The following is a 12,965-nucleotide window of genomic DNA, read 5'->3' as shown; positions in this document are numbered from 1 at the left end:
GCGGTGTCAGGACGTGACCACGTTTGAGCCTTTCAGAGTGGCTCGACCGTAGGAGTGTCCACCTCTGTGTTTCACCCGGAGAGGTACGCAGACCGATTGTGTAGCCGCACCCTCGAACGGAGTGGTACGGCAGTCATTCATCCGTCTCGGCACTGCGTGCCCGACGAAGGGTGAATCAGGGGGCAAAGTCTGCGGTAGGATGAAGTGCCTGGTACGAGCGGCAATAAGTGAAGCGATGGGTTGTAATGGAGGTTGCGTCCGAGCGAAGCGAGGATGGATGTATGACTGCCTTACCACTGGCTTGCAGAGTGCGATGTGGCAGTGGGTCCGCGTACCGCTCCGCGCGAAGAACAAAGGCGGACACTCCTGCGGTCGGGCCACTCTGGACGAATCAGGGCGAGGACCTCCTAACACCGCTTGCCCGATAGCTGCTTTCTTTGGTTACTTTCTTTGCAGCAGCAAAGAAAGTAACTGCCGCCCCGCACAGGGGCGAGCCAATCGACCGCGAAGAAAACAAGTCAACCAGAAGCGCACAAACATCAAACGGTGTAAACAGCAAACCGAAGGCACAAACGAAGAACCCCAAAACCGCGAAGTGAATCGAAGCACCTATGAAACTGACGCCAAGAGAAAAAGACAAACTGCTGATCTTCACCGCCGCGCTGCTCGCTGAACGGCGCCGCGCCCGCGGGTTGAAGCTCAACTATCCGGAAGCGGTCGCGTTCATCTCCGCCGCGCTGATGGAAGCGGCGCGCGACGGCAAGACCGTCGCTGAAGTCATGCACTACGGCACGACGCTCCTCACGCGCGACGACGTGATGGAAGGCGTCCCCGAAATGATCCCCGACGTGCAGGTCGAAGCGACCTTCCCCGACGGCACCAAGCTCGTGACCGTCCATCACCCCATTACCTGACCCCGCAAGGTGCCGCACATGATCCCCGGCGAATATCTGATCGACGACGGCGAACACGAACTCAACGCGGGCCGCGAAACGGTCTCGGTCGTTGTGTCGAATACCGGCGACCGGCCCGTGCAGGTCGGCTCGCATTTCCATTTCTACGAAGTCAATACGGCGCTCGTCTTCGAGCGTGAAAAGACGCGCGGCTTTCGCCTGAACATCGCGGCAGGCACCGCCGTGCGCTTCGAGCCGGGCCAGGAGCGCACGGTGCAACTCGTCGCGCTCGCGGGCGACCGCGCTGTCTATGGCTTCAACGGTCTCGTGATGGGACCGCTCTGATCTTCTATCGGGAACACTGTCAATGACGCTACGCATCGGACGCCGCGCCTACGCGGAAATGTTCGGCCCGACCACCGGCGACCGCGTTCGCCTCGCCGACACCGACCTCGTGATCGAAGTCGAGCGCGACTTCACGACCTACGGCGAAGAAGTGAAGTTCGGCGGCGGCAAGGTGATCCGCGACGGCATGGGCCAGTCGCAGCGCGTCGCCAACGACGTCGCCGACACCGTCGTGACGAACGCGCTGATCCTCGATCACTGGGGCATCGTAAAGGCCGACATCGGCATCAAGGGCGGCCGCATCCAGGCGATCGGCAAGGCGGGCAATCCCGACATCCAGCCGGGCGTGACGATCGCGATCGGCGCCGCCACCGAAGTCATCGCGGGCGAAGGCATGATCGTGACGGCGGGCGGCATCGATTCGCACATCCACTTCATCAGCCCGCAGCAGATCGACGAGGCGCTCGCGAGCGGCGTGACGACCATGCTCGGCGGCGGCACCGGCCCCGCGACGGGCACGAACGCAACCACCTGCACGCCCGGGCCGTGGCACATCGAACGCATGCTGCAGGCCGCCGACGGCTGGCCCGTGAATCTCGGCTTTCTCGGCAAGGGCAACGCGAGCCTGCCCGCGCCGCTTATCGAGCAGGTGAAGGCAGGCGCGATCGGGCTCAAGCTGCACGAGGACTGGGGCACGACGCCCGCCGCGATCGACAACTGCCTCTCGGTTGCCGACGACACCGACACGCAGGTCGCAATTCACACCGACACACTAAACGAAGCCGGCTTCGTCGAGGCGACCGTCGCCGCGTTCAAGGGCCGCACGATCCACACGTACCACACCGAGGGCGCGGGCGGCGGCCATGCGCCGGACATCATCAAGGTCTGCGGCGAGTCGAACGTGCTGCCCTCCTCGACCAATCCGACGCGCCCCTACACCATCAACACGCTCGACGAACACCTCGACATGCTGATGGTCTGTCATCACCTCGATCCGTCGATCGCAGAGGACATCGCATTCGCCGAATCGCGCATCCGCCGCGAGACCATCGCCGCCGAAGACATCCTGCACGACCTGGGCGCATTGTCGATGCTCTCATCCGACTCGCAGGCGATGGGCCGCGTGGGCGAAGTCGTGATCCGGACCTGGCAGACCGCGCACAAGATGAAGGTGCAGCGCGGCACGCTGCCCGAGGACAGCGCGCGCAACGACAACTTCCGCGCGAAGCGCTACATCGCGAAGTACACGATCAACCCGGCGATCACGCACGGAATCGCGCATGAAGTCGGCTCGATCGAGCCGGGCAAGTGGGCGGATATCGTCTTCTGGGAGCCCGCGTTCTTCGGCGTCAAGCCCGCGATGATCGTGAAGGGCGGCATGATCGCGATCGCCCAGATGGGCGACCCGAACGCATCGATTCCCACGCCGCAGCCGGTGCACTACCGCGAGATGTTCGCCACGCGCGGCGGGGCGCTCGGCAGGACTTCGCTCACGTTCGTCTCGCAAATGGCGGCTGATGCGCGCATCGCCGATCGCTACGGCCTGCAGAAACAGGTCGTCGCGGTGAAGAACTGCCGCAACGTCACGAAGGCCGACATGATCCACAACGCGTGGCAACCGTCGATCACCGTCGACCCGGAGACATACCAGGTCGTCGCCAACGGTGAACTCCTGACCTGCGACCCCGCCTCGGTGCTGCCGATGGCGCAGCGCTATTTCCTCTTCTGACCATGCGCACGATCGACAAACGCCTGACCGCCAGGCTCGCTCCCGTGCTCGTCAAGCGCGCGGCCACGCTCACGCTTGCCTTCGACGCGCGCTGCAAGAGCCGCCTCGCCGCGACGCTCGACAGCGGCGAGGACGTCGCGCTCGTCATGCCGCGCGGCACGGTGCTGCGCGATGGCGACATGCTCGTCGCCGACGACGGCGCGTTCGTGCGCGTGATCGCGGCTGCACAGGACGTGCTCGTCGTGCGCGCGCCCGATGCCCTCACGCTCACGCGCGCCGCCTATCACCTGGGCAACCGGCACACGCCCGTCGAAGTGGGCGCGGATTTTCTCAGGCTCGAAGCCGATCCGGTGCTCGAGGACATGCTGCGGCGTCTTGGCGCGCGGGTCGAACGCGCGTCGCAGCCGTTCCAGCCGGAAACGGGTGCGTACGGCGGCGGCCACAAGCACGGTCACGACGAAACCTTCAGCGAGGACTACGCGCTCGCGCAGAAGGTTTTCGACGAGCATCATGCGCACGGCCACGACCACTGCGGTCACGACCACGATCACTGCGGCCACGACCACGGTCACGGCCACCACCACGATCATGCGCACCGCTGAGCTCACCGCGCTCCTGCATCTGGCGTCGCCGGCGCTGCCGATCGGCGCGTTCAGCTACTCGCAGGGTCTCGAAGCGGCGATCGAGCACGGCCTGATTCACGACGGCGACACCGCCCGCGACTGGATCGCGAGCGGCCTCGCGCACGTGCTCGCACGCGGCGAACTGCCGTTTCTCGCGCATCAGATGGAGCGCTGGCGCTCGCACGATGCGCACGCGCTCGCCGCCGCCGACGAGGAATTTCTCGCGAGCCGCGAGTCGGCGGAACTGAGGCGCGAAACGCAGCAGATGGGCTGGTCGCTCGCACAGCTCTGCGCATCGCTCGAATGGGGCGACGAAGCCCGCCGCGCGACGCTTGCCGCGCTCAAGCCCGTCGCGCAGCCCACCGCCTTCGCTTTCGCCGCGTTCGCCCACGACGCAAGCCCGGACGCCGCGCTCACCGCGTACGCGTTCAGCTGGGTCGAGAACCAGGCGGCCGCCGCGCTCAAGGCCGTGCCGCTCGGACAAGTCGCGGGACAGCGGATCATCGTCGCGCTGCGTGAGCCGATCGAGCGCGCCGTTGCAGAAGCGCTCGCCACGCCGCCGCATCACATCAACACTTTCGCGCCGCAGCTCGGAATTCTGTCGGCTCGACACGAATCTCAGTATTCGCGGCTCTTTCGCTCCTGAAGGACCTAAAGAACATGAACACGTCCGCTCTCTCTTCTCCCGCCCGCCGAACCAAGAAGCTGCCGCCGCTGCGCGTGGGCGTCGGCGGCCCGGTCGGCTCCGGCAAGACGACGCTCCTCGAAATGCTCTGCAAGGCGATGCGCGACAAGTACGACCTCGTCGCGATCACCAACGACATCTACACGAAGGAAGACCAGCGCCTCCTGACCGTCGCGGGCGCGCTGCCCGCCGAGCGGATCATGGGCGTCGAGACGGGCGGCTGCCCGCATACGGCGATCCGCGAGGACGCGTCGATCAATCTCGAAGCCGTCGACCGGATGGTCGGCCGCTTTCCCGACGCCGACATCGTGTTCATCGAATCGGGCGGCGACAATCTCGCGGCGACGTTCAGCCCGGAGCTGTCTGATCTGACGATCTACGTGATCGATGTGGCGGGCGGCGAGAAGATTCCGCGCAAGGGCGGGCCGGGCATCACGAAGTCCGACCTGCTCGTGATCAACAAGACCGACCTCGCGCCGTATGTCGGGGCGAACCTCGATGTGATGGCGTCCGATGCGAAGAAGATGCGCGGCGAGCGGCCGTTCGTGATGTGCAACCTGAAGGCGCTCGAAGGCCTCGCCGACGTGATCGCGTTCATCGAGCGAAAGGGTCTCCTCGCGCTCTGAGGGCGGTCGCCTCAGCCGCCGGGCTTCGCGACGAAGAACGCGCGGCTGTAGCTGACCCGGCCGCGCGGCCGCGCGCCATCGACCCGCTCGAAATTGAGCGCGAGGAAATACTCCGCCGGGGCGCCGTCGAATGTCAGCGCCGCATCATGGGCGAACCCGAAGCGCGTGTAGAACGCGGGGTCGCCGAGCACGACACACCCGGCCGCGCCGAGTGAGCGCAGTTCGTCCAGCCCGCGCCGAACGAGCGCCGAGCCGATTCCCGCCGACTGCCGTAGCGGGAGGACGGCAAGCGGCCCGAGGCCGTACCACCAGGCAGTACCGTCCGGAATCGACACCGGCGAAAACGCGACATGCCCCGCCACTTCGCCGTCCAGTTCGGCGACGAGCGACACCGGCAGTTCACCGGACGCGCGCAGTGCATCGATCACCCGATGCTCGGTGCCGTCGCTGTGCGCGGCGCCGCGAAACGCGTCGGCCGTCAGCGCGCGGATCGCCGCGACATCACCCGCTTCCTCGCGCCGGATCACGAGCGGCTTCATTTCGCGGCTTCCTCCTGACCTTCCAGCAACGCCCCCAGCACCGCCACCGACCGCTGCGTCGCCCCGCGATGCCGCGCCGCGAACGCCGACGCCGCCGCGCTCATCGCGAGCCGGCGCGGCTTGTCGGTAAAGAGCTCGCGCAGGCCGCGCGCAAGACCTCGAGGATCGTCGACGCGCAGCGCCGCGCCCGCCGCGATGGCGTCGTTCGTCGCCTGCGTGAAATTGAACGTGTGCGGGCCGATCAGCACGGGCACGCCTTCGGCGCACGCCTCGATGAGGTTCTGACCGCCGAGCGGCAGCAGGCTTCCGCCGATGAACGCGAGATCAGCGGCCGCGTAGTACGCGCCGAGTTCGCCCATCGAGTCGCCGAGCAGCACCTGCACGCTCGCCGGCAAGGGGCGCGCCGCGTCGGCGCCCGAACCCGCCGCCACCGCCCTGGGCGCCCACTCGGAGCGCCGCACGCACGACATCCCCGCGCTCGCCACCAACGCCGCGACTTCGTCGAAACGCTGCGGATGCCGCGGGACCAGAATCAGCAGCGCATCCGGCACGTTGAGTGCCGCGAACGCCTGGAGGACGAGCGCCTCCTCGCCCTCGCGCGTGCTCGCCGCGACCCACACCGGCCGCTCGCCGATCGCCGCGCGCCACGCGTGTCCGCGCGCCTCGAGCTCGGGCGGCGCGCTCATGTCGAACTTGAGATTGCCGAGCACCGCGACGTTGCGGGCGCCGAGCGCCGTGAGTCGTTCGGCGTCGGCGGGAGACTGCGCGAGCACGCGGGCGAAGCCGCCGAACACGTCACGCGTGGCGTGGCCGAACTTCGCGGCGCGCCGGTACGAACGCTCCGACATGCGCGCGTTCGTCAGCACGAGCGGCATGTCGGCGCGCCTGCATTCGTCGATGAGCGTCGGCCAGACCTCGGTCTCCATCACGATGCCGAGCGACGGCCGCCACGCGTGCAGGAAGCGCCGCACGAGCAGAGGCAGGTCGTACGGAAGATAGCTGCGCAGCACTCGGCCGCCGAACAGCTGCTCGCCGGTCGCGCGGCCGCTCGGCGTCATGTGCGTGAGCAGGATGCGCGCCTCGGGGTGCGCGCGCATCAATGCTTCGATGAGCGGCTGCGCGGCGCGCGTCTCGCCCACCGACACCGCGTGCACCCAGATGAGCGGCGCGAGATCGTCGGCGCGGCGCCCCGGCCCGCGCCCGAAGCGCTCGGCGATATGCTCGCGATAGCCGCGCTCCTTGCGCGAGCGGATGAGAAGGCGCAGCACCGCGAGCGGCGCGACGATCCACCACAGCGCGCGATAGACGAGCCTCAGCATGGAGGCTCCCGCGTCACGTGAGCGGGGCTCAAACGAGCGCCCTGCCCTTGAGGCGCTGAAGAATGCCGAGCGGCGCGCAATCCGGCTGCGCCATCGCGCCGACGGGAAGGAAGAAGGTCTGCTCCAGCATGTACTGGCCCGACATCACCGCGTGCGAGGTATGGTCGGAAAAGCACACCCACACGCAGCCCGGCGGGAACGGCATCTCCTCCTGGGGCGCGGCCTTCTGATAGTCGAGATCGGCCTTCATCGCATCGTGCAGATGCAGCATCAGGTGATCGTATTCGCTGCGCGGCGACTTGGTGATGTGCAGCAGGTTCATGAGCCACGCGGAGCCGGGCATCTGCGGCTTGATGTTCGGCAGGAAGCGCTTCGCCATGTCCTCGAACGGCTCGCCCACGCGCCATACGCGCGGCGCGCCGTGCGGATTCACGTTCGTGAACACGCGCAGGATGCGCTCGCCGTAGTTCGGCCGCGACGGGAACGCATCCACGTGCAGGCGGCTGTCGTCCTTGCGCCACGAGGTCTGGCGCGTCTCCACCTGATGCAGCCGCAGGCTCGTCGGCGCGACGCGCAGCTTGCCGTCGTACTCCGGAAAGAGGCCGTCGACGAGCGAGCGCGCGTTCGCCTGATATCGTCCGATGAGTGCGCGCACGGCCGACTGCGTGACCGCGTCGCCGAGCACGCCGTTCAGCGCGCCGCCGTTGGGCGCGAGGCTGATGTTCTTGCGCTTCGGATCGGCGATCTTCGGATCGAGCAGCGCCCGTTCGCCGCCCTCGATCGCGAAGCGAAGGTGCGGAAAATAAAGCACCTTGCCGCGCTCGACACCCGCGAGAAGCGTCTCGCGCGGCACCGAAAGCTGTTCGCCCTGCCAGTCGCAGGAAGCGACTTCGATGATTTGAGATTCGGTCATGTGCCTTCGATAGTCGAATGGGCGCGGCGCGCGGGCCGCGTGGCCGCTATTGTCGCCCGGCCGCGGCGCTTTGGGCCGCGGCTGAAAGATACCGCAATTGACGGCGCTCAACGGCAAAACGCATGCCGGGCACGCGACGCACGCCACGCGCGGGCCGCGCCGGATGCGCCGCGCGACTCAGAGCAGACCGAAGCCCGCGAGCGACGCCTTGACCGCGCCGAGCGTCGGATGCTGGTTCGCGCTGCCGAGATTGACGACCTGCGGCGACCAGTAGCCGCCCGTGCGCCAGGCGGTCGAGAAATTGTACAACTCGACGGTCGGCCGCTTCAGCGCGGCGGCGATATGCACGAGCCCCGTGTCTACGCCGACCGTCGCGGCAGCGCCTTCGATGAGCCCCGCCACCGCCGGCAGCGAGAGCTTCGGCGGCACGATCGCCGCCGCGCCGAATTCCTTCGCGAGCTTCTCGCTCGTGGCGCGTTCGGCATCGCTGCCCCATGGCAGGACGATCGACGCCCCGCGCCGCACGAGCGCCTGACCCAGTTCGATCCACGCGGTCTCGGGCCACTGCTTGTCCGCCCGCGACGTGGCGTGCACGAACACCACGTACGGCACCGGCAGGTTCAGGCCCGACTGCGAGAGCGCGAGCGACGCGCGGCGCGTGTCGATGCCGAAGTCGATGTCGTCGGTCGGATCGGGGCGCGGCGCGCCGATGGCCGACGCCACCAGCTGCCGCGTGCGCTCGACGACGTGCGTGCGCGGCTCGATCGGCACGCGCTTGTCGTAGAAGAAGCGCACCGGCCATTCGAAGCCCGCGCCGTCGGTGCGGTTCGCGAGCCCGACGAGCGGCCCGCGCGCCCAGCTCGCCACCCACGCCGTCTTGATGAGGCCCTGGCAATCGATCACGAGGTCGTAGTTCTCGGCTGCGAGAAACCGGCGGAACTTGCCGATCTCGCGCCAGTTCTCGGGCGAAAACCAGCGCTTGCGCCAGCGCCGCAGCGAAAAGGGAATAGCGCGGCGCACGCCGTCGACGAGTTCGACGAGGCTCGCGAAGCTCTCCTCGACGAGCCAGTCAATCTGCGCATCGGGGTAAAGGCGGCGGATATCGGCGATGGCCGGCATGTTATGGACGACGTCGCCAAGCGACGACACCCGGACAATCAGGATCTTTTGCACGCTGTAGACGAATGGCGCCGTTCACCCGAACGGCGCGTGGGTCGAAAATGAGATGGGCGATTTTAGCGCGCTCGGGATTGCCAGGAGGTAAAGATCGTGTCAAGCGGATGTCGCGGGCGAAAAAAAACGCGGTTCCGGAGAACCGCGTTCCTGACTGCATGCTGCCTTGAATCCCTTCCCAACGCTTCAGAACGGCAGCTTCGCGTCCGGCTTCTCGGCGAGGATCACGCGGCGGAAGTCTTCCTGAATGCGCTTGAGGGCTGCGTCGCTGTCCGCTTCGAAACGCATCACGACGACCGGCGTCGTATTCGACGACCGCGCGAGCCCGAAGCCGTCCGGATACTCGACGCGCAGGCCGTCGATGGTGAGCACGTCGTCCGCGCCTTCGAACTTCGCCGACTTCTGCAGCCGCGCGATCAGCTCGAAGTTCTCGCCCTCTTCCAGTTTCAGCTGCAATTCGGGCGTGGAAAGCGAGTTCGGCAGGTCGTTGAGCAGCTTGCTCGGATCGGCCACGCGCGAGAGGATTTCGAGCATCCGCGCGCCGGTGTAGAGGCCGTCGTCGAAGCCGTACCAGCGGTCCTTGAAGAACACGTGTCCGCTCATCTCGCCCGCGAGCGGCGCGCCGGTTTCGCGCAGCTTCGCCTTCACGAGCGAGTGGCCGGTCTTCCACATCAGCGGCTCGCCGCCCTGCTCGCGCACCCACTTTGCGAGATTGCGCGTGCATTTCACGTCGTAGATGATCTGGCCGCCCTTGTTGCGCGAGAGCACTTCCTGCGCGAAGAGCATCAGTTGGCGGTCCGGATAGATCACCTGGCCGTCTTTCGTCACGACGCCGAGGCGGTCGCCGTCGCCGTCGAACGCAAAGCCGATTTCAGCGTCGGTTTCCTTCAGCGCGCGGATCACGTCCTGGAGGTTCTCCGGGTGCGCCGGGTCCGGGTGGTGATTCGGGAAGGTGCCGTCGATATCGGTGAAGAGCTCGACGAGCTCGCAGCCGAGCGCCCTGAAAAGGCGCGGCGCGAGGCCGCCCGCGACGCCGTTGCCCGTATCGACCACGATCTTCATCGGCCGCACCGGCTTCACGTCGCTCACGATGCGATCGAGATACGCCTGCGAGATGTCGTACTCGGTGTAGGTGCCCTCGCCCTGCGTGAAGTCGCTGTTCACGATGCGCTGGTAGAGCGCCTGGATCTGCTCGCCGTAGATCGCGGCGCCGCGCAGCACCATCTTGAAGCCGTTGTAGTCGGGCGGGTTGTGGCTGCCCGTCACGACCATGCAGGAATCGACGCGGCGCTCACCCGTCGGCAGTTGCAGCGGGACGCTCGCCGCGAAGTAGCCGACGGGCGTCGGCACCATGCCGACATCGACCACGTCGACACCCGCCTGCCGCAGGCCGTCGGCGAGCGCGCCGACGAGTTCCGGTCCGGAGAGCCGCCCGTCGCGCGCGACGACGACCGAGTCGCCGCCCTGCTTGCGGATTTCGCTGCCGAATGCGCGGCCGATGCTGCGCGCGACATCGGCATCGACCGTCTTGCCGACGATGCCGCGGATGTCGTACGCCTTGAAGATGGATTGGGAAATCTGTGACTGGCTCATGAGTGGCTACCTGTCTAATAATTGATGGATTCTCGGCGATGCAGCCAGCGGGCTTGCAGGTCGTAACTGTCGAACATACACGAACGGGATGCGAGCAATTTCGAAAAAATAACGAAATAAATCCTGCCGATACCGCATGAAAGCGTCGCGGCCGGGACCCTCCGCGCGGGGGACGGGGCGATCCGGTTCGCACTTATAATCGCTGTCTTTCAGTGTCCTGCCGTGCAATTCCTGCGCAAATATTCTAATCCAATGGCCCCACGCCCTTTAGCCTCAACTGCATCGAATGAGGCGACTTCGCGCGCAAGCACACATTTCGCGATGCCCGGCGGCCGAGGCGCCGCCCTGCCGCCATGCAATCAGACGGCGGCAGCATACGGCGTGCCCGCTCCCGCCAGCGGCGGGCCGCACGCATGCTGAGCGCCTTCGCGCGCGCGCGCAGCCCGGACGTCGCGAAGGCGCTCGCGAACATCATGTGGCTCGGGCTGGAACGCCTGACGCAGATCGCGGTTGCCATCGTGATAAGCGGCCTGCTCGCGCGCTATTTCGGACCCGATGTCTTCGGCAAGTGGCAATACGCGAACACGCTGCTGCTCGTGCTCTCGCCGATCACCTGGGTGTGCGGCGCCGAAATCCTCGTGCCGACCATCGTGAAGCGCGCGCCGGGCGAGGTCGGCACCGTGCTCGGCAGCGCGTTCGTGCTGCGCATGGCGGTGTCGGTGCTCGCGCTCGCCGCCACCTGGGGCTGGATCGCGGCGGGCCACACCGATCCGCTCGTCGGCGCGATGCTTGCCGGGCTCGCCGTCACGATGCTGTTTCGCGAGCCGTTCGTCGGCGTGATCAACGCCTGGCTGCAGAGCATGACCTACAGCAAGCCGCAACTGCTCGCGAGCATGGCGACGGCCGTTCTGAAAGCGGCGCTCGTGTTCGCGCTCGTGCGCGCGGCGGCCGAGCCGTCGCGCTTCGGCTGGCTCTGGGCGCTGGAGGCGGCCGCGATCGGCGCGGCGCTCGTCCTCTATTACATGCGGCGCCACGGCGGACGGCTCGGCTGGCAGTTCGACGGCGCGCTCTTTCGCCACTTCGCGAGCGCGGGCACGGTGTTCTGGCTCGGCCTGATCTGCATGTATCTGTTCCTGAAACTCGACCGGCTGATGCTCGAGCGCCATATTTCGTTCGCCGACCTGGGCCGCTATTCCGCCGCGCAGCAGCTGAACGAAAACTGGATCACGCTCGCGCTGATGCTCGCGCAGACCATTGCGCCCGCATTCGTCTACCGCGTGCAGGACGCGGCGCTGCTCAGGCGCAACATCACGCGGCTCGTCGCGATGACGGCCGCGCTGATGATCGGCGGCGCGATCGTGCTCGACCTGCTCGCGGGCTTCATCATTTCGCGCGTGTTCGGGCCGGACTACGAAGGCGCGATCGAGATCTTCCGCTGGGCCGTGTGGCTCTCGGTGCCGGCCGGGATCGAGGCGATCGGCAACCTCGTCGTGCTGAAATATCAGGCGAAATTCGTGCTGCTCGGCAAATGGCTGCTCGCGCTGGCCGTGGCATTCGCGGTCAATTCGTTCGCGATTCCGCATATGGGCAGCTATGGCGCGCTCGCCGGACTGGCGGCGGGCTATCTCGCCGCGGCGGCCGTCAATTTCTACTACATCCGCTTCAGGGTGCGCGCATGACTGCTACGGACCTGAACGACGTCGCGATCCTGATTCCCGCGTTCAACGCGCAAGCCGGACTGGAGCGCACGCTCGCGTCGTTCTGCGAGGACGCGCCGGTGCGCGTGCTCATCGTCGACGACGGCAGCACGCCGCCGATCGCCGCGCCCGTGATCCGGGGCCTCGACATCGACATCCTGCGCATGCCGGTGAACGGCGGAATCGAGCGCGCGCTGCAGGCGGGCATCGACGCCCTCGATGCCCGCGGCGTGCGCTACGCCGCGCGCATCGACGCAGGCGACTTCGCCACGCCCCGGCGGCTCGCGAAGCAGCGTGCATACATGGAAGCGAACCCGCGCGTCGCGGCGCTCGGCATGTGGACGCATGTCGTGACGCCGGAGGGCGCGCCGCTTTTCGACCTCACCCCACCCACCGATCCCGCCGCGATCCGCCGTGTGATGCTGATGCGCTCGTGCTTCTCCCATCCTTCGATGATGCTGCGCGTCGAGGCCGTGCGCGACGCGGGCAATTACCGCGCGCAATACCGCGCCGCCGAGGACCTCGACCTGTTCCTGCGCCTGATGGAGCGCCACGACTGCGCGAACCTGCCGGAATTCGGCCTGTACTACGAGATGAACGAGCGCGGCATCAGCGCCACGAAGCGCCGCACGCAGGCACTCTCCACGCTGCGCCTGCAACTGCGCTACTTCCGGGCGGGCAATCTGCCCGACTGGATCGGCGTGGCGAAGAGCATCGCGCATCTCGTGCTGCCGTATCGCGCGCTGCGCAGCCTGAAGGCGCGGCTCTTTCCGGCCGGCGCCGCATGAGCGCGCCCGATTTTCACCGTCCCACTTTTGCCACTCCTGAAC

At 67.1% G+C, this 12,965-nt stretch carries 13 protein-coding genes; 8 read left to right on the top strand and 5 right to left on the bottom strand.

Features of this window, described 5'->3' with window-relative positions; translation table 11 throughout:
* The first annotated feature begins 611 nt into the window (after nt 1–611).
* Genes ureA through ureG form a run of 6 tightly spaced genes read left to right on the top strand, consistent with a single transcriptional unit; the run spans nt 612 to nt 4,901 of the window.
* A complete protein-coding gene (gene ureA / locus BG61_RS17255; protein ID WP_035931072.1) occupies nt 612–914 on the top strand; it encodes an urease subunit gamma in 303 nt (100 codons plus the stop codon).
* 18 nt (nt 915–932) lie between these two features.
* A complete protein-coding gene (locus BG61_RS17250) occupies nt 933–1,238 on the top strand; it encodes an urease subunit beta (protein ID WP_035931071.1) in 306 nt (101 codons plus the stop codon).
* 22 nt (nt 1,239–1,260) lie between these two features.
* Nucleotides 1,261–2,967 (top strand): urease subunit alpha, encoded by a 1,707-nt coding sequence (gene ureC, locus BG61_RS17245; protein ID WP_035931070.1) that lies wholly within the window; start codon nt 1,261–1,263, stop codon nt 2,965–2,967.
* A 2-nt stretch (nt 2,968–2,969) separates the two neighbouring features.
* Nucleotides 2,970–3,569, top strand: a complete 600-nt coding sequence (gene ureE / locus BG61_RS17240; RefSeq protein WP_035931069.1) for an urease accessory protein UreE — start codon at nt 2,970–2,972, stop codon at nt 3,567–3,569.
* A complete protein-coding gene (locus tag BG61_RS17235; protein ID WP_035931068.1) occupies nt 3,556–4,236 on the top strand; it encodes an urease accessory protein UreF in 681 nt (226 codons plus the stop codon). Before ureE ends, BG61_RS17235 begins: the two co-directional genes overlap by 14 nt.
* Nucleotides 4,237–4,250: 14 nt before the next feature.
* Nucleotides 4,251–4,901: an urease accessory protein UreG gene (ureG, locus tag BG61_RS17230; protein WP_035931066.1), complete on the top strand. Its 651-nt coding sequence runs from the start codon at nt 4,251–4,253 to the stop codon at nt 4,899–4,901.
* An 11-nt stretch (nt 4,902–4,912) separates the two neighbouring features.
* On the opposite strand, the gene BG61_RS17225 is transcribed toward ureG, so the two are convergent.
* The 5 genes from BG61_RS17225 to BG61_RS17205 form a co-directional block, all read right to left on the bottom strand.
* Complete coding sequence (locus tag BG61_RS17225) at nt 4,913–5,440, bottom strand: GNAT family N-acetyltransferase (protein ID WP_035931065.1); 528 nt, start codon at nt 5,438–5,440, stop codon at nt 4,913–4,915.
* Entirely contained in the window at nt 5,437–6,759 is a 1,323-nt protein-coding gene (gene waaA / locus BG61_RS17220) for a lipid IV(A) 3-deoxy-D-manno-octulosonic acid transferase (RefSeq protein WP_035931064.1), read from the bottom strand. Before waaA ends, BG61_RS17225 begins: the two co-directional genes overlap by 4 nt.
* A gap of 28 nt (nt 6,760–6,787) precedes the next feature.
* Nucleotides 6,788–7,672 carry a Kdo hydroxylase KdoO gene (locus BG61_RS17215; RefSeq protein ID WP_035931063.1) on the bottom strand — a complete coding sequence of 295 codons (885 nt, stop codon included), beginning with the start codon at nt 7,670–7,672 and terminating at the stop codon, nt 6,788–6,790.
* A 177-nt stretch (nt 7,673–7,849) separates the two neighbouring features.
* Nucleotides 7,850–8,845 carry a lipopolysaccharide heptosyltransferase I gene (gene waaC / locus BG61_RS17210; protein WP_035931062.1) on the bottom strand — a complete coding sequence of 332 codons (996 nt, stop codon included), beginning with the start codon at nt 8,843–8,845 and terminating at the stop codon, nt 7,850–7,852.
* A 186-nt stretch (nt 8,846–9,031) separates the two neighbouring features.
* Complete coding sequence (locus tag BG61_RS17205; RefSeq protein WP_035931061.1) at nt 9,032–10,438, bottom strand: phosphomannomutase/phosphoglucomutase; 1,407 nt, start codon at nt 10,436–10,438, stop codon at nt 9,032–9,034.
* A 413-nt stretch (nt 10,439–10,851) separates the two neighbouring features.
* On the opposite strand from BG61_RS17205, the gene BG61_RS17200 reads away from it, so the two are divergent.
* On the top strand, nt 10,852–12,117 hold the full coding sequence (locus BG61_RS17200) for a lipopolysaccharide biosynthesis protein (RefSeq protein ID WP_035931060.1): 1,266 nt from the start codon (nt 10,852–10,854) through the stop codon (nt 12,115–12,117).
* The gene (locus BG61_RS17195) at nt 12,114–12,923 is read left to right on the top strand and encodes a glycosyltransferase (RefSeq protein WP_035931059.1); all 810 of its coding nucleotides are present in this window, start codon (nt 12,114–12,116) and stop codon (nt 12,921–12,923) included. Before BG61_RS17200 ends, BG61_RS17195 begins: the two co-directional genes overlap by 4 nt.
* Nucleotides 12,924–12,965 lie beyond the last annotated feature (42 nt).

The organism is Caballeronia glathei (assembly GCF_000698595.1).
GTDB lineage: Bacteria > Pseudomonadota > Gammaproteobacteria > Burkholderiales > Burkholderiaceae > Caballeronia > Caballeronia glathei.
This window is presented reverse-complemented; position numbering and strand designations above follow the sequence as displayed.